This is a genomic window from Pseudoalteromonas sp. M8 (assembly GCF_018141365.1).
GTDB lineage: Bacteria > Pseudomonadota > Gammaproteobacteria > Enterobacterales > Alteromonadaceae > Pseudoalteromonas.
Genome location: NZ_CP047240.1, coordinates 3,348,866 through 3,372,506, shown reverse-complemented (window position 1 = coordinate 3,372,506; position 23,641 = coordinate 3,348,866). Strand labels below are relative to the sequence as shown.

Sequence of the window (23,641 nt, the reverse complement as noted above, 5' to 3'; positions counted from 1 at the left end):
GCCAAGCAGATTGACTCCTCAGGGTTAATTACTCTAGTGGTTCGCTTTGTTTACTGCCATTTAACGAGCCGCCAAGTAACTTGAGTAGCTGCTGTTTGTCCGCATCTGAGCTATTGCTTAGTTGTTGGAAGAACTTACTCATGTTGATGTTTTTTAGCGTTTCCGACGACGCATTTGCACCAGCCAACACCCCTTTTAGGTCGTCCATCAAATTACGCTCACCGTTTAGGTGATCTTTAAATACTGTTTGTACCGTCTTACTTTCGCCGACTAAGCCGTCAATTGACTTGCCCACTGTGATGGCATTCATAAACTGGTTAAAGAACTGGCCGTCGCCGCCCATAAAGTTGATATCAGCACCGCTTAGTGCTTTACCTAATACTTCAGCCTGACTTGCAGAAACTTGTTTGTTTGCCTCGATACTCGCAAGCGTCAGCTCTTTCTGTTGATTTAGCTGTAGTGTAAAGCCTTCGTATTCACGGGCGTCTTTATCCATCTTATTAAGTGCTTCCAGCTTCTCTGTAAGACCTTTGGCTTCTGCTGACATCTTACGCTCAAGGTTGATAGCTTCTGCTTCACCTTGTTTTTCAATTGCTTCAGCCATTGCTGATTGAACCTCAGCTTCTGCTAAACCAATTTCACGTTTGCCTTGTGCCTCGGCTTCACTTTGCTTCTTGGTTGCCTCTGCCATTGCAGCTTGTACTTCGGCTTCGGCGCGGCCAATATCACGTTTGCCTTGTGCTTCGGCTTCTAGTTTTTGCTGTAGCACTTTAGCGTCTGTTTCGCCTTGTATCGCACTAGCAGTTGCTTTTGCCTTGATGATATCTGCTTCTGCAAGACCAGGCGCAGCCGCTTCAACTTGGGCAGCTTCGGCAAGAATCTTCTTCGACTCTGCGGTTTGGTTCGCAATACGTAGTTCTGCTGCGGCCATTTTTTCCATTTCACGGGCTTTAAATTCGGCAGCTTGCTCTTTAGCTTTAGCCGCTTCAATATCTTTAACCAGCGCTTCTTCGGCCTCAGCTTGAGCAAGAATAATTTTCGCTTGCTTCTCACGCTCGGCTTCAGCAATACATTGCACGTCTTTGATGCGCTCTTGTTCCTCGGCAACGGTTTTCTCTACGGCAACCCGTTCACGCTGAACATCGGCGATTTCTTTTTGCTCGACTTCCAGTGCTTTGGCTTTTTGGATACGTAAAATTTCGGTTTCGCGTTCGCGTTCGATAATTTCAATTTGGCGAGAACGCGTGACTTTTTCTTCTTCTATGCCGAGTAAGCGAAGGCGATTTTGCTCTGCAACATCGATTTCGCGTTGTTTGTTGTGTTCTGCAATTGCAATTGCTTCGTCTGCTTTGAGGCGTGCTTCTTCGGCTTTTAAGCGCTCTTCATGCTTAACACGTTCAGCTTCAGCGGCTTCACGAGCGCGCACTGATTCGATTTCACGGCGCTGTCTCGCGCTGGCATCTTCTCGTTGACGCTCGACTTCTGCGGCTTTTTCAAAGGCTGCTTGGTTTTGGTTGTCGATTTGCGCTTTTTCATCGCATTTAAGTTGGTTAGTTTCCACGTTTTGGCGCGAGGTTTTTTCGGTAATACGGCGAATACCTTCAGCGTCAAGAATGTTATTTGGATCTAACTTTTCGATAGAGGTTTGTTCAAGATAATCAATCGCCACATCCTCTAACGTATAGCCAGATAAATCTTGTCCAATCACTTCTTTAATAGAATCTCGGAACTCATTACGATGTGTAAATAGCTCCTCAAAATTCATGCGCTTACCAACGGTTTTCAAGGCTTCGGAGAATTTTGCCTCAAATAATGCTTGTAAGGTTTCTGGTGCAGATGCGCGGGCACAGCCAACTTGTTTCGCAACACGTAGGATATCTTCTTTGTTTTCGTTTACGCGAATGTAAAAAGTAATGGCGATGTCAGCACGGATATTATCTTTACAGATCAGGCCGCTGTTTTCACGACGCTCTAATACCATGCGATTAGTTGAAATATCCATGACTTCCATTTTATGGATCACAGGTAGTACGATGCCGCCCGTTGTCGTAACATCAGGTTCGTTTTTCATCTTGTTGATGATCAGTGCCTGACCTTGTTCAACCTTGCGGTAGAACTTTCCAATCAGAAGTAGAATGGCAAAAATAATGACGATGGATATACCCACGATTGTGAGCACTGGTCCGAGGTTGTTTAGAAATTCCATGTTTTTTCCTGCGTTGCGCTATGTTGTTTGAGTTGGTATTAGCTGTATCAACTCGTTCCTAAATTCCGTTATTTTCTGTATTATTACCAAGGTTTAGCCACAATAGTGTAGCTATGTGTAAGGGGGTCGTGTTCGATAAGTAAGGCACTGTCTCCTAGTGTGAAGGTGTTATCTTCATCCGAGCGTACTTCAATGAGTTGATCCGTTCCTTGAATATATACTCGGGCTTGGCCAAAAGTGTTACTGACTCTTGATGTTGCAATGACGCATTCGAGCCCAACCAGCGCTTGCTTCGATGTGGTTTCTTGGCTTTCGAAAAAGCGCCGTAATGGCCGTACAATCACGGCGGTTAGTGGTAGTGCAACAATGAGGCTGACGAGCATAAATGCCGTTCCCACCAGGTAGTAAAAAATGCCATTACCCAGTAGGTAAGCAAAAAATTGTTGTACATAAATACTGACAATCCAGCCCAGCGCGATGATTAGGCTCAGTGAAATACTCACTGGGACGCCACCAAAAGCAACCTCCCAAAAAGAACCAGAACTTGCGCCTTCGGCTTCAATATCAACATCGCCTTCTAAGATATCGATATCAGCAAAACCGAGTAAAGCAATTAACCAGAACAATAGCACTATGAGTAATAGTGTTGAAAAAATAACAGTGGGAAACGTAAATACAGTATTTAAAAATTCCATTGTTGCTCCTTGACTCCTTGCTTTTCCTTTTTAAGTGGTTAAGTAAGCAAGTAAACTGGCCCACTCAACGTCATCAGGCGCTTTTTGGGCCTATCAAAGCGGTGAGTTCCGCATCATAGGATAGTGAGATGAATGAGTGAAAAGAATAGCGTGCGTGTCCGATGGGTTATCGACATCGCAGGAAACAAGTCCGAGAAGCTAGTCAATCAGCTTAAAAACTATCCATGCGTAGTGAGAAAAATCTCACCTTGCGTTTCTAAAGTTGCCACACAAGGACATATTATGTCAAACATTTTTTTGCTGTAAAGATAAGCAGTTTATTCTGTTTATTGTGATAGTGGGAAAGCGTGTTTGTTGGGAGGAAAGTACCAGAGTAAGTGCTAACTTGTGAGTTAGCACCGATAAAAATAATAGACTAAACGTTATCGAACAGGGTTTTTACTTTATCTAAAGTAACGTCGATTTCAGATACTTTGGCAGGGGCAATAAAAATCGTGTCATCGCCAGCGATGGTACCTAATACGCCGTCTGCGGTGCCTAATGAGTCAAGTAGTCTCGCAATTAACTGTGCAGCACCAGGACTGGTTCGAATAATAATCATCATTTCGTTGTGCATAATATCAACGACTAACTGACGCAAAGGGCTTTTTGCTGTTGGCACGCTCATTTCTGCGGGTAAACAGTAAACCATTTCTTGCTTAGCATTACGTGTACGTACAGCACCAAACTTGCTCAGCATGCGCGATACTTTACTCTGACTGACGTTGTCAAAACCTTGTTGTTTTAGAGCATCAACAATTTCACCTTGAGAGCCAAAGTTTTCTTCTTTTAAAATGGCTTTAAATGCTTTGATCAGTGCTTCTTGTTTTTCTTGCGGCTGCATAGTCTGTCTTCTTTTACGGCTAATCTTTAAATTCTACACAAAACCACCGAGATTCCCAAATTTGCGCGACCAAAATGGCAGTCGTAAAGCATAAGTGGACAAAGTGTCGCGATCTTTACACTTTTATTTAAGACATTAGTCAAAAAATCTCGAAAATAACCGTGATTAATTTGTGTTTAACAGCGCTTTTCATTATCTTTACTGCACACTCAATTCCACCTTCAAATTATGGAGAATTCAAATGAAAGTTGCTGTATTAGGTGCCGCTGGCGGTATCGGTCAAGCTCTATCTTTATTGCTTAAAAATGGTCTTCCAGCTGGCTCGGAGTTAGCGCTTTATGACGTTGCACCTGTTGTACCTGGTGTTGCAGTTGACTTATCTCACATCCCAACTGCGGTAAAAGTAGCGGGTTATGGTAAAGACGACCTAGACCCAGCTCTTGCAGGTGCTGACGTAGTGCTTATCCCTGCTGGTATGCCTCGTAAGCCTGGTATGGACCGTGCTGACCTTTTCAACGTTAACGCAGGTATCATCAAGACACTTGCTGAAGGTATCGTTAGAAGCTGCCCTAAAGCACTTGTTGGTATCATCACAAACCCAGTAAATGGCACGGTACCAATCGTTGCTGAAGTGTTCAAAAAAGCAGGTACTTATGATCCAGCTCGCGTATTCGGTGTAACAACCCTTGACGTTATCCGCGCTGAAACCTTCATCGCAGAGCTTAAAGGTCTAGACGTTGCTGAAGTTAAGATCCCAGTAATTGGTGGTCACTCAGGTACTACAATTCTACCTCTACTTTCTCAAGTTGAAGGTGTTGAGTTCACTGACGAAGAAGTTGCTGCACTAACGACTCGTATCCAAAACGCGGGTACTGAAGTGGTTGAAGCTAAAGCGGGTGGCGGTTCAGCTACACTTTCAATGGGTGCAGCAGCAGCACGTTTCTGCTTCTCACTAGTGAAAGGTCTACAAGGTGAAGAAGTACTTGAGTACGCATACGTTGAAGGTAACACAGGCGATGCAACATTCTTTGCACAGCCAGTTATCCTTGGTAAAAACGGTGTAGAGAAGTTACTTCCTTACGGTGAGCTAAGCGCGTTTGAGCAAAAAGCAAAAGACGACATGCTAGCGACACTTGAAAAAGACATCAAAGAAGGTGTTGATTTCATGGCGTAAGCCAGATTGATATAAAAAAACCAGTCGCCTCACAGTGACTGGTTTTTTTATGTGTGATTATTCTTAGTGAAGAATACGTGCTCTGATAGTTCCTTCAACTGCACTTAACTCTTTCAACGCCACTTCAGAGTGGTCGCTATCGACGTCGATAACCACGTAACCAATAGATTCATCCGTTTGTAGGTATTGCGCCGCAATATTGATACCGTGCTGAGCGAACGCTTGGTTGATTTGCGTTAGTACACCTGGGCGGTTTACGTGTACGTGTAATAAACGACTTCGGTTTGATAATTCTGGTAGAGAAACCTCGGGGAAGTTGACTGCCGTGACTGTTGAACCATTATCTGAATACTTCGCCAACTTACCCGCGACTTCTACACCGATGTTTTCTTGTGCTTCTTGGGTAGAACCACCAACGTGTGGGGTTAGCAGTACATTGTCAAACTCGCGTAGTGGTGAGACGAATTCTTCATGATTAGATTTTGGCTCAACGGGGAATACATCAATAGCAGCGCCGGAAAGTTTCTTTGCCGCTAATGCTTCAGCTAAGGCGTCGATATCAACAACCGTTCCGCGTGATGCATTAATTAGGATTGCGCCTTGCTTCATCACTTCAATTTCGGCCATGCCGATAAGGTTTTTGGTCTGCGACGTTTCTGGTACATGCAAACTGACCACATCCGCTCTTTGTAGCAGTTGCGTAAGCGTGTGTAACTGGGTTGCGTTACCAAGCGTGAGCTTATCTTCGATGTCATAAAACTCGACGTTCATCCCGATATTCTCAGCCATAATGCCAAGCTGGGTGCCAATGTGACCATAACCGATAATACCCAGCGTTTTACCACGAGCTTCGTATGAACCGTCGGCAGATTTATCCCACTCACCGCGATGCGCCTTTGCGTTACGCTCAGGAACACGGCGCAATAACAAGAGAATTTCACCTAGTACGAGCTCAGCCACAGAGCGGGTGTTAGAAAATGGTGCGTTGAATACGGCGATACCACGTTTTTTAGCGGCATCCAAATCCACTTGGTTGGTGCCGATGCAGAAACAGCCAACAGCGACCAGCTTTTCAGCCTGTTCTAATACTGCTTCCGTAAGGTGGGTACGTGAGCGGATCCCGACAAAGTGAGCATCTTTGATCCGCTCGATCAGCTCAGGCTCCGGTAAGGATGTTTTAACGTAGTCTATGTTGCTATAACCGTTGCGCTTTAGTGTCTCAACGGCGCTTTGGTGCACGCCTTCTAACAACAAAATTCGAATTTTATCCTTTGATAACGAAACCTTGCTCATCTGTAATCTCACTAGTTGATTTTAGGCCCTTCTGGAGTGCCTGTTATTACAACGTCAGCGCCACGCATGGCAAATAAGCCATTAGTCACGACGCCAACAATCTGGTTAATTTTTTCTTCAAGCGCTTTTGCTGCGCTAATTTCTAGGCCATGCACATCAAGAATGACATTGCCGTTATCAGTGATAACGCCTTGGCGGTAAACTGGATCGCCACCTAATTTTAGTAACTCTCTTGCCACGTAACTACGCGCCATTGGGATCACTTCAACAGGTAGTGGAAATGCGCCTAGCGTCTCAACATGCTTCGTATTATCAACGATACAAACAAATTTCTTGGCAACGGCTGCAACGATTTTCTCGCGTGTCAGTGCTGCGCCACCGCCTTTTATCATTTCATTGGTGCTGTTGATTTCATCTGCGCCATCAACATATACCGCAAGCTCTGACACATCGTTTAGCTCGAAAACTTCAATACCAAGTGCTTTTAGCTTCTCTGTTGAAGCTTCAGAGCTTGATACTGCCCCTTTGATTTGATCCTTGATACTGCCAAGCGCATCAATAAAGTGGTTTACCGTTGAGCCTGTACCAACCCCAACAATGGTGTTTTCTTCTACATAGTTCAAAGCTGCCCATGCCGCGGCTTTTTTCATTTCATCTTGAGTCATAACGCTACACTTAGTTGTCATTGAAGTTGTATGGAGTATAACTCAATCAAAGTGTCAGCGTCATGGTCAAAAGCGCCTCAAAATGCGCTTAACTATTTGCCTGCTCAATTATTTTTTGGCCAAGTGTATAGTTGGGTTGGAGTGAGGATAGTTGGGAGCGGTACATCCCAAGCTGCTGTTGGTAAGCTCGGAACTTGCTGGCAATCATGAGCAAGGCCAACAAGTGCTGGTTTAGCTCGCTGCTCAGCGTAGTGTAACGCCAATGTTCTATCGTAGTACCCACCGCCCATACCGAGGCGATTACCTTGCTCATCAAAAGCAACCAGAGGCATCAAAAGTAAATCCAATGACGCAAGCGGTGCCACTGCTGAACAATCTAACTTAGGCTCCAAGATAGCATAGCGATTTGCCTTCATGGGTGAGTTTTTTTCATACTTCTGGAAGAGTAAATTAGCAGGGTTGAAGGGGTGGATTACGGGTAAAAAAACCTGGTGATTTTTATCCCAAAGTGATTGAATTAAAAGGGATGTATCTAGTTCGCCATCGTTTTGAATATAGACCCCTATATTGGCATTTTTTGGGAGGTTTATTTGTTGAAAAAAATTAATGTTTAGATGTGCCGCGGCTGTCTTCTGTTGCTCTGCTGATAGCGAGTTTCTTGCGTTTCTAATCATTTTTCTCAAATCAGCACGAGTAACTTGAGATTTATTTATGTTGTTATTAGTTTTATTCATTCTAACGCGAGCCACTCAGGGAAAAACAAACTTACACCAAGCAGAATAAATAAAATAATTAATACAGCGAGCAGATAATATAGCCAAGTTTTAGATTTAGCCGGAGGGCTAGGCTCAAAGTCCAGCTCATCGAATAGCTCCTTCGTCTCCCACTCTTCGTCAGTTGTATCTTCAATTTCAGTATGAGCGGTTGGTGCTACGCGTTGCTCAAGTTCTTCTAATCGCTCTTCGATACGTATTAGACTGCTTGTGATGTAATCCAGCGCTTCAAATACGCGCTCTTGATCTGCGTTAGTTGGGGTAGCGGCTGTTTGGCTTTGTAGCTTGGCGTTGATCCCCGCGCTTGCAAGTAATTTTACCTGTTTTAGTGCTTTGGCTTTATCTGCAGGAGCAAACAAGTTCTTGCCAGCGTAAAATTGCTGGATCTTTGAAGGTGAGGTTTTCAACCTGTCTGCCATTGCGATAGCGGCGCTTTGTTGATCCTTACCGTCGGCCATGCCAACGAAGACGACTTTAAACTGCTCGTTCATGGTGCGTGCCTAAGTTGTAGAGAGATAGTATTGAGTATATCTAGATTATAGGTAACTGTAGAAGGATAAAAGGAAATTTTTACAACCCGGTGAGCATTAAGATAAGTGACCGCTTGCGCGGCCACAATGGGTTGGGAATTTAGTAAAGCGCTGACTGATCTGCTTTGGGTGTTGTTTTTAAGATAAAGTCGCGGAGATCTTCGTTCGATTTTTGTAAATCTTCATGACGCAGGTACATCATGTGCCCGGAGCGGTAACCTTTAAAGCTTAAGCGATCACGCATTTTTCCGCTCGGATCGAGTTGCCACATATTGTACTTGGCATCAAAGTAATTCGTTGCGCCATCGTAGTAGCCAGACTGGATCATCACGTTTAGGTAAGGGTTTTGTGCCATCGCTAATCGTAATTGTTCACCGACATTATTATCGCTGCTATCCCAAGGGTGAACTGAACCAAACATATTATATTTTACATCGGTTTTATAGTTGAGTTCTGTAGCGAAGTAATGATTAATCGCTGGCGTAAATGAGTGCAACCAAGAGGTCAGCTCAGGCCAATAATCAGGGCGAGAACCTGCATCTCTTTTATCAATACCAAGATAGCGTGAGTCCAACCGACCTAGGGTATAGCCACGCTCACGCAATAGCTCTTTCCAAAATGCGGCAGTAGGAATATCTAGGTTGTTTTGAGCTACAAAGCGCTCGCTTAAGCCACTATATTTAGCAACGGCCTGTGTCACACTTTGCTTTTCTTGGGCACTGATAAATGCGCCTTTGGCGAGTGCGGGAAGATACTGATCAACCGTATATTGTTCAACCTCTGCAAGTACTTCGAGTAAATCTTTATTTTGCAATTCAGAAGACAGCGCTTTGTGGTACCAAGCGGCGGCAGCGTAATACGGTAAACGGTTTGCCACTTCAACCGGACCTTCTCGTTTAATGCCGATTTCTGTAGGAGATACCAACACCACGCCATTGAGATAAAGCCACTGATTGTTTTGCATCGCGTGCGCAAGACCTGACACTCGAGTCGTGCCGTAGCTCTCACCAATCAGGTACTTAGGAGAAAGCATACGCTCATTGCGATGAATAAATGTATTGAGCCATTCGGCTAAGTACTTCACGTCCGCGTTGACGCCAAAAAACATCTTTGTTTGTTCGGCTTTACCCGGATATTTACCTTCAGCATTTTTGAGTACGCGAGAATAACCTGTGTTGACTGGGTTTACATAAACAATATCGGCAACATCTAGCACTGAATATGGGTTGTCTTTCAAGCCGTAAGGTTGCAGTGGATATCCTTCGTCATCAATTTTTAATACTCTTGGGCCAGTATAGGCAATGTGCATCCACACGGAAGCCGAGCCCGGACCACCGTTAAATGAGATCAGCAGCGGACGTTTGCTCATATCTTTGATTTTTGTGCGCTTGTAGTAGGTGTAATGCAACGTTGCAACTGCGTCGCCGTTTTCATTCCACACCGGCTGCGTGCCTGTTGTCGCGGTGTAGTTAATACGTTCACCTTTTATTTCGGCTCTATGCTCAGTTGTTATTTTATGATCTATCTCAATTGCGCGGTTGTGCTCCTCAGCTATGCTTGGTGCTGAGAGTAGGGCACAACTCATGAGCAATAGTGGTAGTAGTTTTTTCATTGCTTCCTCGGTATTGCATTAGGTATGTCTGCATTAAAGAAGTATTTCATCTGAAATTCAAAGCCGTTGAGACAAACTCAACAAAAAAAACGGCAGGTTTGAAAAATAGGCTGTTGTAACCTCGTTTATCGAAAAGTAACGAATTTGAGCCGATTTGGTTTTTTTTAGTGCAAGATTCGCGTATATTTAATACTTAATTATGTAGTAATAAAGTATTTAGCCTCGTTAAATTCTTGTTTCACTGCGCTTCTCGTTGTACTTAAGAGATCTCAATCCATGCAAAGAATTTTAATTGTTGAAGACAGTAAAGTCGTACAACAGGTATTGCGACACCTTGCTGCTCAGCATCTAGATGTCGAAATCGATTTTGCTTGGTCCCTCAAGGAAAGTAAGGACTTCTTAGCACAGCACCAATATACATTGGCGCTGGTAGATTTAACGCTGCCCGATGCGATGGACGCAGAGGTCGTGCAGCTCACGCTTAGCCACAAAATACCCACCGTGGTGTTGACCTCAAAAATAGATGAATATAGCCGCCAGCAAATGCTTGAAATGGGTGTGGTGGATTATGTGATTAAAGATAACCGCGATTCATACCTATACGCGGTCAAGTTAGCATCTAGACTATTGAGAAACCAAGGTTGCAAGGCGCTGATCGCCGATGATTCTGTGATCAGTCGCGCGGTAATGAAGCAGATGCTTGAAAAGCAATTATTTACAGTGCTTGAGGCGCAAGATGGCGAACAGGCATTGGAGATGTTGCTATCTGACCATGAAATTAAGCTACTGCTGACGGACTTTGCGATGCCGACGATGGATGGCTTTGAGTTGGTAAAATCCGTTCGTAATAGTCGTGGACGAGATGAGTTGGCGATTATTGGTCTGTCTGGCGCAGGAAGTCATGGTTTGTCAGCAAAGTTTATCAAATACGGCGCCAATGACTTTTTGGCAAAACCTTTTATGAGTGAAGAGTTTCATTGTCGTATCATGCAGACGATGGAACAGCTCAATTTGATCGCAGAAATCAAAGAATACGCGCATCGAGACTATTTAACAGGGCTTTATAACCGCCGCTATTTTTGTCAGCAAGCAGAGCGTTTAATCAAGAACAAACCGAGCCAGCATATATTGGCATTGTTAGACCTCGATCACTTTAAGTCTATTAATGATCAATATGGCCATGAAAGCGGTGATGATGTACTTAAACAAGTTGCTGATTTACTGCGTAGTGCATTTGGTCACTACATTGTCGCACGTATCGGTGGGGAAGAGTTTGCTTTGCTTATTCCAAGCTCAGATATGAAGATGGCAAAGCACATGCTAGAAGACTTTAGAGAGCGCCTTGCACAGCAAGCATTCAAAATTCCTGAGGGTAAGCATTATTGCACCATCAGTATTGGCCTCGCGGCTTGCCAATCAAAGAGTTTAAGCGAAGTAATGCGCAAGGCAGATAAGGCGCTCTACAAAGCGAAGGACAAACAACGAAATTGCGTTATCGCGCATTAGCTTTTCGTTATTTGGGTGTTTATGCACCAATTCAGTTCAGACTTAATATCAATGCACCTAGATGGTGCATTTTTTATGCGTGAAATTCCACCTCTCACTTTAATTCATTGTTAATTAAGGAATAAAAAATTTGGCATAAAGGTTGGATTACTGCATACAACAGGATCAACTGTCCTAAGGGGACTCAGCATGAAAATGATAAGTGCAATAATAAAACCATTTAAGCTTGATGAGGTACGTGAAGCGTTAGCCGATCTAGGGATTGAAGGTATGACGGTTGTTGACGTTAAAGGGTTTGGACGTCAGCGCGGTCATACCGAACTGTATCGCGGTGCAGAATATCAAGTCGATTTCATTCCAAAAATAAAAATAGAAATTGCGACATTAAGCGAAAACGCCGAGCGCGTTGTGGAAACGGTTACAAAGGCTGCGTTCACTGGAAAAATTGGTGACGGAAAAATCTTTGTTTACGACTTAGACCAAGTTGTTCGGATCCGTACCGGCGAACTTGATGAAGAAGCCATTTAAGGGGAGCCGAACAATGGAAAATACAATAATAGAACTAAAATTTTCATTAAATACCTTTTACTTTTTGATCTCTGGTGTCTTAGTTATGTGGATGGCTGCCGGATTCGCTATGCTTGAAGCGGGATTAGTACGCTCAAAAAATACCACTGAAATCCTTACCAAGAACGTCGCACTGTACGCCATTGCTTGTACTATGTATCTGCTTATTGGTTACAACATCATGTATGTCGATAATGCCGAAGGTGGGGTTTTACCAAGTCTCGGTGCGCTCATTGGCAGTGCAGCTGATGATGCCGACCATGCACTGCAATCCGACTTTTTCTTCCAAGTGGTATTTGTTGCAACGGCTATGTCAATTGTCTCTGGCGCTGTTGCCGAGCGTATGAAATTGTGGGCGTTTTTAGCATTTTGTGTGGTGTTAACTGGTTTTATCTACCCGTTAGAAGGCTATTGGACGTGGGGCGGTGGTTTCTTATCTGAGCTTGGCTTTGTTGACTTTGCCGGTTCAGCCATTGTGCATGGTGCCGGTGCTGCTGCGGCACTAGCGGGTGTTCTGTTACTTGGTGCGCGCAAAGGAAAATATGGCAAAAATGGTGAGATTTACCCAATTCCTGGTTCCAACATGCCACTGGCTACACTAGGCACCTTTATTTTGTGGATGGGATGGTTTGGCTTTAACGGTGGCTCTCAACTGTTCCTTGCCGACAAAGAAAATGCCATCGCGGTCAGCCAAATCATGCTAAATACCAATGCGGCGGCGGCGGCAGGTGCGGTTGCTGCACTGTTGGTGTGTAAATTAATGTGGGGCAAGGCGGATTTAACTATGGTACTTAATGGTGCGCTAGCAGGTCTGGTGACTATTACCGCTGAGCCTGCCTCTCCAACACCTGTATTAGCGCTTATTCTCGGTGCCATAGGCGGTGCATTGGTGGTGTTTAGTATCGTTGCACTAGATAAGGCAAAAATTGATGATCCTGTCGGTGCTATCTCTGTTCACGGTATATGTGGTGCGCTAGGTGTGATGATGGTGCCATTTTCAAACTCAGACGCTACTTTCCAAGGTCAGGCTGTGGGACTTATCACTATTTTAGGTTTTGTTTTCATTGCTTCTTATATTGTCTGGAGTGTATTGAAAGCGAGCATGGGGATCCGCGTTGGCGAAGAAGAAGAACTAAGCGGTATGGATCAACATGATTGCGGCGTAGATGCCTATCCCGAGTTCGTGACAGTTCGCGGACAATAATACCAATTTGGCTCTCAGTCAATATTGTAAAGTTCTCGTTGTCTAAACAAAGTGAGTCCAACAGGGCTCACTTTTCTTTATATATATTATTCTACTTTCAGCAGTTGTTAATTTAGGTTACCCTACCATCTTGCGATTCATTTTTTAGTTTTACTTGGGTCATGACGGATAAAAAGAAACGAAAACCTGCCAACAAATCAAACGTCAAAGCGAACACTTCGCGTAAAAACAATACCCAGCAAAACGGTTCTAAGATGCAAAGAGTTAAAAGCCGTGTACTGAGCACGTTGTGGTCTTTCTTTTGGAAAGGGACTATTGCGGCGATATTCCTTGTTGCAATCTATATCATCTACTTAGACGCCAAAATAAGCCGGCAGTTTGAGGGCAATAAGTGGGAACTTCCCGTTCAGGTTTATGCCAGATCGATGCAGTTTTTCCCCGATCAATTCCTTAATGAGGATGAAGTGCTGTGGGAGCTGAAGCGGCTTAACTATTCTCGTGTAAATCGTATCAGCCGTACCGGTCAATATATCGTTCAAGGTCGCACAATCACCATCCATCGTCGCGCGTTCGAATTCTACGATGGCCCAGAAGTGGCGCGTATTTTTACGCTTAATTTTGCTGGTAAAAAGCTTGCCAATATTGTTGATAATCAAGGTCGGCGCTTAGCCGGCGCTCGCTTAGAGCCGGTGCAGATTGCTCGGATCGGCAATGAATCGCGCCAAGACCGAGAGTTTGTTCCGTTCGATAAATTCCCTAATATTTTAAAAGAAACACTGCTGGTGGTAGAAGATCGAGACTTTTACGAACATCATGGTGTTTCTGCGCTGTCTATTTTGCGTGCGCTGTATGCCAACATCAAAGCGGGGCGAACTGTGCAAGGTGGCAGTACGCTTACGCAACAGCTCGCAAAGAACTTTTATCTCACCAGAGATCGCACCTTAATCCGCAAGGTGAATGAAGCATTCATCGCATTGATTTTAGATTTCCGTTATAGCAAAGATGAAATCCTTGAAGCCTATTTAAACGAAGTGTTTTTGGGACAAGCCTATAATCAAGGCGTTCATGGTATGGGGCTTGCGGCCGATTTTTATTTTGGTAAACCAGTGGACGAGCTTGAGTTTGACCAAGTCGCTATGTTAGTTGCAATGGTTAAAGGACCGTCTTTTTATAACCCAAGACGATATCCTGAGCGGGTAATGGAAAGGCGCGATTTAGTCTTAAGGTTGATGGTGGAAAATGGCCTCATCACAACCCCTGAGTATCGCGCGGCGCTCTCTAGGCCGATTGATGTACAGCCTTTAAAAGCGAGCCGTATGCAGTCTTATCCTGGATATTTGGAGTTGGTGAATCGCGAGTTAAAGAAACTGGTGCCTGATGATGACATTGTCGACTCTGGAATTCGGATTTTTACTTACCTAGATTTACAAAAGCAAACGGCGATGGAAGATGCTGTTAAAAAGGGCTTACCTTACTTAGAGCGCCGTTTCAAAACGGAAGAGCTAGAAACCGCGATGCTGTCAGTTAATGTTGAAAAAGCGGGCGTATCGGCGTTAGTTGCTGGTCGCCAGTTGAAGTTTTCAGGTTTTAATCGGGTATTAGACACCGAGCGCAATATAGGTTCACTGGTTAAACCCGCTATTTATTTGAGCGCTTTGTCGAATCCAAACTACCATTTGGGTATGCTACTTGATGACAGTCCACTCGAAGTGACTGACGGTTCAGGTAAAGTTTGGTCTCCAGAGAACTTTGATCATAAATTCAGAGGCCAAGTACCAATGTTTGAAGCGTTCAGCAATAGTATCAATATTCCAGCAGTAAACCTTGGCTTGGATGTGGGTGTGAATCGAGTCGCGCAAACTTTGAATGACCTTGGTGTTTCTAAGTCGATTCCACTTTATCCTTCTTTATTGTTGGGCGCGTTAGAGTTATCCAGTTTTGATGTTGCACAGGCGTACACCACACTTGCTGCAGATGGTAAGCAGAGCGAGTTGACTAGTGTCATGGCGATCACCGATTCACTGGGTAAGCTGGTATACGAACATCCCGTGCAAAAAAACCAAACGCTAGACAGCGATGCGGTATACATGACGAAATATGGCATGAAGCGTGTAACTAAAAAAGGCACTGCTAAACGTCTTAACCTTCACTTCCCCTCAATTCAACTTGCAGGGAAAACGGGGACTAGTAATGATTTAAGAGATAGCTGGTTTGCAGGTTTTGACCAAAATACGGTCACCGTGGCTTGGATTGGCCGTGATGATAATAAGCCAACGGGATTAACGGGCAGTCAAGGAGCGCTTGAACTTTATATTCGGTATCTCAAGCCGCTGAATCCACAAGCGATTGTTGATGAGCGTCCAAAGTCCATTCGCTGGGCCTTTATCAATCCGAAAACGGGTAAGCAGTCGCCTCCGAGTTGTGGTCCTGTATTACAGCTACCTATTAGAGAGAGTATGTTTGAACCCAGACCTGGTTGTTAGTAATTTAGGAACTTGAAAGTATTTTTGTAAACTAATCTTTAATTATTCTCTTGTTTGTCATAGTATATTTCCGTTCAGGGAACAGAAACTGAACATATAACAATTACAATGTTCAAAGGAAATATAATAATGAAGACATTTCAAAGAAATATCCTTTCTTTGGCTGTAGTTGGTGCCTTGGTTTCAGGTACCGCGATCGCAGCCGACGCCACATCTTCAGGGTTTCTATACGGTGTTGTAGAGAACACTGCGGGAGAATCAGTATCAGGCGTTACTATTGAGATACTTAATAAAGATACTGGACTGCAGCGTGTAGTTACTACAGGTAATAACGGTAGTTACCGATTCCCGTTGTTGCCAGCGGGTACCTATGATGTGACCGTTAAAAAGAATGGCCAAATATTACACCAGCAAACAGATGTAAATGTTAGAGTGGGTACACGTACAAATATTCCACTCTCTGTTACTTCTAGCAATGGTACTGAAGTGATTGAGGTTGTAGGATCTCGCATTAGTTCGATAGATGTGGCATCCAGTGAAGCGGTGACTATTGTCGACCAAGAGTTCCTTGCTCGAGTTCCTGTTTCGCGAGATATTGCCTCAGTTGCAATGTTAGCACCAGGCACGACAAAAGGTGATGAATCATTCGGTAATATCGCTTCGTTTGGTGGGTCATCAGTAGGTGAAAACAGCTACTATGTTAACGGTATGAATGTCACAAACTTCCGTAATGGTCTAGGTGGTGCAGATGTTCCGTTTGACTTTTACGATAGCTTTGAGGTGAAAACAGGTGGTTACTCTGCCGAGTTTGGTCGCTCAACGGGTGGTGTAATTAATGCCACAACACGTCGCGGTAGCAATACTTTTGAGTACGGTGGCGGGGTAGTTTTAGAGCCAAGCTCACTGCGCGAGACTAGTCCTCAGGCTTATCGTTCGGCGGAAGGTGAAGCTCTTTATGGTACGGATATTTATCACCGTGACCAAGAAGAACGAAAAGTAGGTAAAAACGAATATACACTGTACGCTGGTGGTGCGTTGATAGAAGATAAACTTTTCTTCTTTGGCCTTGCTAATTATAACGAACGTGATTCTGATTACGCAGAGGAGTCAACAAAATACGTTCGTGAATCAGGCGATTTGTTCCTTGCTCTTAAATTAGATTATTACATTACAGATGATCACATTATTGAGTTTACTGGGTGGGATAGCTCAAGTGATCTTGATAGTGTGAAATATAACTGGGATTCAAAAGCGCACAAAACGACTTCTCGTCGAGGAGACTACACTCAAAAGCGTGGTGGTAAAACTTACTCATTCAAATATACAGGTATTTTGACTGATACATTCACAATGAGCGCAATGTATGGTGTAAATGAAGCAAACTACAGTAACGTTAACGCAGGTAGTTCACCTTTTGGTGAGTATCCACGTGTATACGAGCGCTTCTCTAGTACTGATCTGGGTGATTGGGCACTAAGTACACCTAGCTTGGAAGAAGATAAACGAACAGCTTACCGCTTAGATTTTGATTGGTATGTGACGGATAATCATACTCTACGTTTTGGTATTGATAGAGAAGAGTTAGAGGCGGTTAACCAGACACAGCGTGCTGGCGGTGCTTCATATCGTTACGAAGGCTGTGCGGATATGGACGCTGTACGTGCAGGAGACCCTTCATCGTGTACGTCAGTACGTAAAGAGATATACCGCAATATCGGTGATTTTGAAACCAATAGTTCAGCCTATTATATTACTGATACGTGGACTGTCACTGACGATCTAACTGTTACTTTAGGCTTAAGAAACGAAACCTTTGAAAACTATAATAAAGCAGGTGAAAAGTTTATTGATGTGAGCGACCAATGGGCTCCTCGAGTTGGTTTAAGTTGGGACCCATACGGGGAAGGTGAGTTTAAAGTATTTGCTAATTTTGGCCGCTATTTCTTACCGGTTGCAACGAATACAAACGTTCGTATGGCAGGTGATGAGCTTTATACTCGCCAGCAATTTGAAGTACTTGGTATCGCCGATGATATTTCTAAAGAGCCAATTTTAGGTGAAGCGACAGGTGGCTTATTGGTACTAGCAGATGGTACTTTGAAAAACACCGCTGAAACCGTTAATCAAGACCTAGATCCTATGTATCAAGATGAATTTATTTTAGGTTTTCAGATGATGCTTGATGATGATTGGAGCTTAGGTGTTAAAGGGACTTACCGTAATCTTGGTAGCTCGCTTGAGGACATTGCGGTTGACAAAGGCTTTGACGACTATTTAAAAGCTGAGTTTGGCAGTGGTTGTACAGTGTGTGATGGTTTCCATTACTATGTGCTAACCAACCCTGGTTCAGATGTAACCTTTGCGACTGACCCTGATGGTGATGGACCGCTAGCAAACCAAGAGTATACTATTCCAGCTTCATACCTAGGTTATCCAGAGTCAGAGCGTCAATATGGGGCAGTTGACATCAACCTTAGCAAAGCTTGGGGCGATGGTTGGATGTTAGATCTAACGTATACTTGGGCGCATAGCTGGGGTAATAATGAAGGTTTCGTACGCTCAGATAACGAGCAAGATGATGCGGGTGCAACAACCAACTTTGACCAACCAGGCTTGACTGATGGTGCAAAAGGCAACTTGCCTAATGACAGACGTCATCAGATCAAAGCTCAGTTTGCTTACGAAATCACAGAAAATATTCTGTTAGGTTCAAACTTCTTATGGCAGACGGGTCGTCCATATGGGGCTTATGGATATCACCCGACAGATGTATTCGCATCTTACTACGATGCAGAGTCATTTTATCGCGGTGGCGAGCTCGTACCTCGTGGCTCTTTAGGGACTACCCCTAACACTTGGAGTCTAGACTTGAGCTTACAATATAACACGACTGTTTATGATCACGATCTGACATTCAGAGCGGACGTGTTCAACGTGTTTAATAACGATAAACCGACCAAGTATAATGAAGTTTCTGAAATTAGAAAAACAGTACCTGATGAAGGTGATAATTTCGAAGGGTATCGTGGTGATCCAGATCCAGACTACCTGTTACCTAAGTACTTCCAAGAGCCTCGTAAGATTCGCTTGAGTGCGACATTTAAGTTTTAATACTTAATACCATGTTATAGGGGAAGCTTAGCTTCCCTTTTTTATTCCGTTTTGTACTTAGTTATATTTTCCTCCATAACGGCTGCAGTATCGGTAAGTAAGAACGCATTAGCTTGAGTTTCTCGTGCTGAACTCAATGTGTGTTGAGCAAGCTCGTTAATCTCAGAGGATTCATTTAAAGCCTGCTCTGTTGCTTGAGTTTGTTGTTGTACCAGCTGACTTATCAGTTTCCCTTGCTCGTCTATGTCTCGCATGCTTTGCTCGGCGTGCTGTAGGACTTCATTAGTATCATTCGCGGCGATAACGCTTTGTGCCATATTGTCTTCACTGCTGCGCATTTTGTCTTGCGTGTCTCTGGATGCAGCTTGTAAAGATTGAATAATATTGTGTATTTCCTCTGTTTGTTGCTGCGTTCTTTGCGCAAGCGTTCTAACTTCATCCGCTACTACTGCAAACCCTCGGCCCTGTTCACCTGCACGAGCAGCCTCAATTGCGGCATTGAGCGCGAGTAAGTTGGTTTGCTCGGCAATTTCTCTAATCGCGGAACTCACCTGACTAATGTTTTGCGTGTCTTCTGCGAGCTTATCTAAGGCCGCACGACTTTGTTGAAACTCAGTTTGTAGCTCGGTCATTTGTTCTGCTAGGGCTGTGGTATTGACACTACTTTGCTTTACTTGTTTGGCTGCTACGGAGGCCAGCTCTGTGGCGTTAAATGCGGCATCCTCAACCGAGCGAGCGGATTGTGCCATATTCTCGAGTGAGTGGTGAATAGACTGGATTTTATTCTCTTGCTGGGCGACGTCCTTCTCAGTATCTTGGCTTATCTTATTGAGTGTTTTTGTTGCTTGCTGTAGCTCGTCACTACTTAATCGAACGCTACCAAGTAAAGAGATAAAGGCATGTAGTACCGCATTAAATTGTTCAATAATTTGGCTAAGCTCGTCAGAGCCAGTTGCCTGCGCTTTGATGCTTAAATCCCCTCGAGAGGCGGCCTGCGCGGCATGTGAGAAAGTCGTGATGGTGCCCATGACCGACAAGTAAAAGCCAACCATAAGATAAATAGCGATGATCAGTGAGAGTAGCGAAGCCATGGCAACGGTGTTTCTGATCCACCGTTGCTGGTTTTGTTTTTCGGCGACAAGCCCGGCAAGCGTGGGTGTTGCAACATTAACAAACTGCTTGATAGCATCACTTGCACTTTGGTAGTAACGGTTAAATTGCGCTTGTGAGAGTGCCAGTTCATCAGGGTCTAACAAACCTGTTTTCACCGCTTGCTGGTAATCAGAGAGGCTAGACTCAAGCTCAGCTAAGGGCTGACTAAGCTGCTTTTTGAGTCGCTGATTATCATTGATAGCAATGTTAAGCTTGCCTGAAAATAGTGTCGTGACGCCTGGCAATCCTTTGTTTAAATTGGACAGCGCAATAAAACTATCTGGAGTAAAACTGCCTCTACTGATGATATCGCTTGCTTGCGCTTCAATTGCATTGATTTGCGACATAAGTCTTGGCGCAGACTCAACAAGTGTGCGATTCAGGTAACTGCGTCCAAGATCATCATCGACGGCAAGTTGAGAGGCAATTGAGAGCTGCTCAAGGGCGCTTGCACCTGCGGCGCTCACTTTGGGTAACTTAGCGCGTTGCAATAAAATTGAATTATCGGAAGCTTTACCCGCTAAAATGTTTTCCAACATACTAGGGTAAAGCGTGAGCCCTTGCCTTTGCATCTCACTGACAGAAATAGAATGGTTAAGTACACTGTTTAGAAAAAACAAGCTGAGGCTTAGCGGTAGTAATAAAATACCAAATACAACGGCCATTTTGGTTTTGTATCGCAACCGCGCCATCAAACGGGTTGCAGGATTAATTAGTGTATTAAATCCAGCCATCACTTCCTCTGTATGATAGTTTTAACTTAGCACAGCGTTATTAATTAAGTACGCCTTGGTTAACTAGACCGAAGCTTTTGAAAAGCTTATTCAAAGCGTAGCTGAAAAAACAAAAAAAGCCCTGAACGGGCTTTTTAAATACAAACTAATGTGGGTTACAATCAGTGATTACAACTTGGCAAATGCACACTTTGCAGCATTAATAGTGTTAGCAATTTCTTTGTCAGAATGCATTGTGCTCACGAAACCCGCTTCGAATGCAGATGGGGCCAAATAAACGCCTTCATCTAGCATCAGATGGAAGAACTTTTTGAAGCGCTCTAGGTCACATTCAGTTGCTTGTTGATAGCTGGTTACTTTCTTAGCGTCAGTAAAGAAGAAGCCAAACATACCACCTGCGTAGTTAGTCGTAAGTGCGATACCTGCTTCATCAGCAGCCGCTTGGAAGCCTTCACACAGGGCTTTACTCTTAGCTTCAAGCTCTGCGTGTAGCCCTTCTTTGGAAAGCAGCTCTAGCGCTTTTAAACCGGCAGCCATAGCAATTGGATTACCAGATAGCGTACCTGCTTGATAAACGGGACCAACAGGTGCGATGTAATCCATGATCTCTTTTTTACCACCAAACGCACCCACTGGCATACCGCCACCAATCACTTTACCTAAACAGGTCAAGTCTGGGGTGATGTTGTAGTATTGTTGAGCACCACCAAGTGCAACACGAAAGCCTGTCATGACTTCATCAAAGATAAGCACACTTTGATTGTTAGTACATACTTCGCGCAGGCCTTCTAAAAAGCCTTCTACCGGTGGAATACAGTTCATGTTTCCAGCAACTGGCTCGATGATCACACAGGCGATTTGATCTTTGTACTGCTCAAAAATCGCTTTTACTTCATCAAGATTATTAAATGAAACCGTTAGCGTATGCTTGGCAAAATCGGCAGGAATACCCGGTGAGTTAGGCACGCCCATGGTTAGAGCTCCTGAGCCTGCTTTAACAAGCAAAGAGTCAGCGTGACCATGGTAGCAGCCTTCAAACTTTAAGATTTTATCGCGGCCGGTGTAACCACGAGCAAGGCGAATAGCGCTCATGGTCGCTTCTGTACCAGAGCTTACCATGCGTACTTTTTCAATAGATGGTACTAGCGCTTTTACTTTTTCCGCCATTAGGATTTCAGTTTCCGTCGGCGCGCCGTACGATAGGCCATTTTCAACCGCTTCAAGCACTGCTTGTTTAATCTCAGGATGGTTATGACCTAAGATCATCGGGCCCCAAGAACCCACATAATCAATGTACTGTTTACCATCGGCATCAAAGGTGTGAACGCCTTCGGCTTTGGTGATAAATAGTGGCGTACCACCTACACCATTAAAAGCGCGAACAGGAGAGTTAACGCCTCCAGGGATTGAGTTTTGGGCGCGTTTGAATAAGTCTTGACTGATTGTCATTGTCGATCCTTTTTAGCTTTCACGTTTGCGGCTAAACCAAGGTACTTCTACCTCGTGTTTTTCCACTTGGTTTTCAACACCTAGCGTTAGGGCAAAAAGTGCCATACGGATCAATACACCATTTTGAACTTGGCGGAAGATAGCTAGGTTGTCATTGTTATTTAGGTCGTTGTCTAGCTCGTTTGCATCGCTACGGCTGTCGCGAGGTAATGGGTGCATTAATACTGAGCTAGGTTTACAGTGAGCGTCATAAATCGCTTGGCTGATCCTAAAACCACCACGGTATTTGTTTGCTTCTTCTTGAGAAGGGAAACGCTCTTCTTGAATACGGGTCTGGTAAACGATATCGGCAGCTAAATTGCCTTCCATCTTAGACACTACTTCGACACGGTGACCGGCATTGTCTACGACATCTAAAATAGACTGAGGCATTTGTAAGCCATCCGGTGCAACCATTGTAAAGTGGATATCTTTGTAGTGGCTAAGTAACTTTGATAAAGAATGCACGGTGCGGCCGTATTTTAAATCCCCGACTAGGGCGATGTGCATGTTATCAATTCCAGTACCAAAGCGGCTAAGCTCCCGGTCAATTGTCAGTAAGTCCAACAGAGCTTGGGTAGGGTGCTCATTAGGGCCATCGCCCCCGTTTATGACAGGAACATCGGAACCGGTTGCAAACTCGGCTACTGAACCTGCATCTGGGTGGCGCATTGCCACCGCGTCAGCATAAGCGGAAATCACACGGGCGGTATCATACAACGATTCGCCTTTTGTCAGTGCTGAGCTTTGCATACCTGTGGTTTCACGGACTAGGCCGCCGAGCAGGTTAAATGCGGTGCCGAAACTTACGCGTGTTCTCGTACTTGGTTCAAAGAATAGATTTGCCAAAATCGCCCCATTGAGTACTTGGGTACGTTTTTGCTTTTTAGCATAGGGTTCCATTTTTTTGGCAATGGAGAAGATGTGTTCAATAGAATCTCTGTCTAATTGATTGACAGAAAGAATGTTTTCACCTTGGAAACTGAACATTTGGCGATTCCTAAAGACAAATTGACTACCGGGTTGCAGGTCGCTTACCCAACCAGATAACACGCAGATTGTGGGCGGTTACTTGGGCGCATATTATACCCAAGTACCCCCAATAATGCACGGTTACAGTGCAGGTTTTAAAACGGCAAGAAAGACAATGGCTAATAGGATTAGCACGGGAAATTCGTTGAAAAAACGATAGAACTTGTCACTTTTACGATTGCGATCATGTTTGAAATCGGCAAGCAATTTAAAGCAATAGCCATGATAAATATAAAGTAAAATCACTAAAGTCAGCTTGTAGTGCAGCCACATACTGTGCTTAAACCATTCGCGTCCGTATTCTGTAATCGTTAAGACCCCAAACACAGCGGTGAGAATAGCAAATGGGGTTACAAAATAGAGTAGGCGGCGCTCCATGATTTTGAGCATTGAGCTGCAAGATTTTTCTTCAGTCATCGCGTGATATACAAAGAGACGTGGCAGATAAAAAATCCCTGCAAACCAGGCAATCATAAAAAAGATATGTAAGGCTTTATACGTTAGCAATAAGCTCATTAGAAATTCCACTTTTT

The 23,641-nt window shown here is 44.1% G+C and carries 18 protein-coding genes; 6 read left to right on the top strand and 12 right to left on the bottom strand.

Going from position 1 to position 23,641, the window contains the following annotated elements:
• Positions 1-28 precede the first annotated feature (28 nt).
• From GSF13_RS20030 to argR, 3 genes are all read right to left on the bottom strand, one after another.
• The gene (locus tag GSF13_RS20030) at positions 29-2,206 is read right to left on the bottom strand and encodes an SPFH domain-containing protein (RefSeq protein ID WP_102057381.1); all 2,178 of its coding nucleotides are present in this window, start codon (positions 2,204-2,206) and stop codon (positions 29-31) included.
• Between the two features lie 83 nt (positions 2,207-2,289).
• A complete protein-coding gene (locus tag GSF13_RS20025) occupies positions 2,290-2,901 on the bottom strand; it encodes an OB-fold-containig protein (protein ID WP_010606077.1) in 612 nt (203 codons plus the stop codon).
• A gap of 415 nt (positions 2,902-3,316) precedes the next feature.
• On the bottom strand, positions 3,317-3,784 hold the full coding sequence (gene argR / locus GSF13_RS20020; protein WP_010372285.1) for a transcriptional regulator ArgR: 468 nt from the start codon (positions 3,782-3,784) through the stop codon (positions 3,317-3,319).
• A gap of 241 nt (positions 3,785-4,025) precedes the next feature.
• On the opposite strand from argR, the gene mdh reads away from it, so the two are divergent.
• Positions 4,026-4,958: a malate dehydrogenase gene (mdh, locus tag GSF13_RS20015; protein WP_010372282.1), complete on the top strand. Its 933-nt coding sequence runs from the start codon at positions 4,026-4,028 to the stop codon at positions 4,956-4,958.
• A 63-nt stretch (positions 4,959-5,021) separates the two neighbouring features.
• Here the strand turns inward: mdh and serA are convergent, their stop codons facing one another.
• The 5 genes from serA to GSF13_RS19990 form a co-directional block, all read right to left on the bottom strand.
• Positions 5,022-6,251 carry a phosphoglycerate dehydrogenase gene (serA, locus tag GSF13_RS20010; RefSeq protein ID WP_039493776.1) on the bottom strand — a complete coding sequence of 410 codons (1,230 nt, stop codon included), beginning with the start codon at positions 6,249-6,251 and terminating at the stop codon, positions 5,022-5,024.
• A gap of 11 nt (positions 6,252-6,262) precedes the next feature.
• Positions 6,263-6,916 (bottom strand): ribose-5-phosphate isomerase RpiA, encoded by a 654-nt coding sequence (gene rpiA / locus GSF13_RS20005; RefSeq protein WP_130163537.1) that lies wholly within the window; start codon positions 6,914-6,916, stop codon positions 6,263-6,265.
• A 104-nt stretch (positions 6,917-7,020) separates the two neighbouring features.
• On the bottom strand, positions 7,021-7,650 hold the full coding sequence (locus tag GSF13_RS20000; protein WP_010606078.1) for a 5-formyltetrahydrofolate cyclo-ligase: 630 nt from the start codon (positions 7,648-7,650) through the stop codon (positions 7,021-7,023).
• Entirely contained in the window at positions 7,647-8,180 is a 534-nt protein-coding gene (locus GSF13_RS19995; RefSeq protein ID WP_010606079.1) for a hypothetical protein, read from the bottom strand. The genes GSF13_RS20000 and GSF13_RS19995 overlap by 4 nt, the downstream gene beginning before the upstream one ends.
• Before the next feature lie 139 nt (positions 8,181-8,319).
• Complete coding sequence (locus GSF13_RS19990) at positions 8,320-9,831, bottom strand: carboxypeptidase (protein WP_211866819.1); 1,512 nt, start codon at positions 9,829-9,831, stop codon at positions 8,320-8,322.
• A gap of 276 nt (positions 9,832-10,107) precedes the next feature.
• Here GSF13_RS19990 and GSF13_RS19985 point away from each other — a divergent pair, with 276 nt between their 5' ends.
• The 5 genes from GSF13_RS19985 (at position 10,108) to GSF13_RS19965 (ending at position 18,702) form a co-directional block, all read left to right on the top strand.
• Positions 10,108-11,337 (top strand): diguanylate cyclase, encoded by a 1,230-nt coding sequence (locus tag GSF13_RS19985; RefSeq protein ID WP_010372263.1) that lies wholly within the window; start codon positions 10,108-10,110, stop codon positions 11,335-11,337.
• A 189-nt stretch (positions 11,338-11,526) separates the two neighbouring features.
• Positions 11,527-11,865: a P-II family nitrogen regulator gene (locus tag GSF13_RS19980; RefSeq protein ID WP_010372259.1), complete on the top strand. Its 339-nt coding sequence runs from the start codon at positions 11,527-11,529 to the stop codon at positions 11,863-11,865.
• Positions 11,866-11,878: 13 nt separating this feature from the next.
• Complete coding sequence (locus GSF13_RS19975; RefSeq protein ID WP_010606081.1) at positions 11,879-13,108, top strand: ammonium transporter; 1,230 nt, start codon at positions 11,879-11,881, stop codon at positions 13,106-13,108.
• 161 nt (positions 13,109-13,269) lie between these two features.
• Complete coding sequence (gene mrcB, locus GSF13_RS19970) at positions 13,270-15,591, top strand: penicillin-binding protein 1B (RefSeq protein ID WP_206472230.1); 2,322 nt, start codon at positions 13,270-13,272, stop codon at positions 15,589-15,591.
• 129 nt (positions 15,592-15,720) lie between these two features.
• The gene (locus tag GSF13_RS19965) at positions 15,721-18,702 is read left to right on the top strand and encodes a TonB-dependent receptor (RefSeq protein WP_174169839.1); all 2,982 of its coding nucleotides are present in this window, start codon (positions 15,721-15,723) and stop codon (positions 18,700-18,702) included.
• Between the two features lie 41 nt (positions 18,703-18,743).
• Here GSF13_RS19965 and GSF13_RS19960 read toward each other — a convergent pair whose 3' ends face one another.
• From GSF13_RS19960 to GSF13_RS19945, 4 genes are all read right to left on the bottom strand, one after another.
• Entirely contained in the window at positions 18,744-20,588 is a 1,845-nt protein-coding gene (locus GSF13_RS19960) for a methyl-accepting chemotaxis protein (protein ID WP_206472231.1), read from the bottom strand.
• A 168-nt stretch (positions 20,589-20,756) separates the two neighbouring features.
• The gene (gene hemL / locus GSF13_RS19955; protein WP_211866817.1) at positions 20,757-22,037 is read right to left on the bottom strand and encodes a glutamate-1-semialdehyde 2,1-aminomutase; all 1,281 of its coding nucleotides are present in this window, start codon (positions 22,035-22,037) and stop codon (positions 20,757-20,759) included.
• Positions 22,038-22,049: 12 nt separating this feature from the next.
• The gene (locus tag GSF13_RS19950; protein ID WP_174169842.1) at positions 22,050-23,066 is read right to left on the bottom strand and encodes an aspartate carbamoyltransferase; all 1,017 of its coding nucleotides are present in this window, start codon (positions 23,064-23,066) and stop codon (positions 22,050-22,052) included.
• 123 nt (positions 23,067-23,189) lie between these two features.
• A complete protein-coding gene (locus GSF13_RS19945; RefSeq protein WP_010606087.1) occupies positions 23,190-23,624 on the bottom strand; it encodes a CopD family protein in 435 nt (144 codons plus the stop codon).
• Between the last annotated feature and the right edge of the window lie 17 nt (positions 23,625-23,641).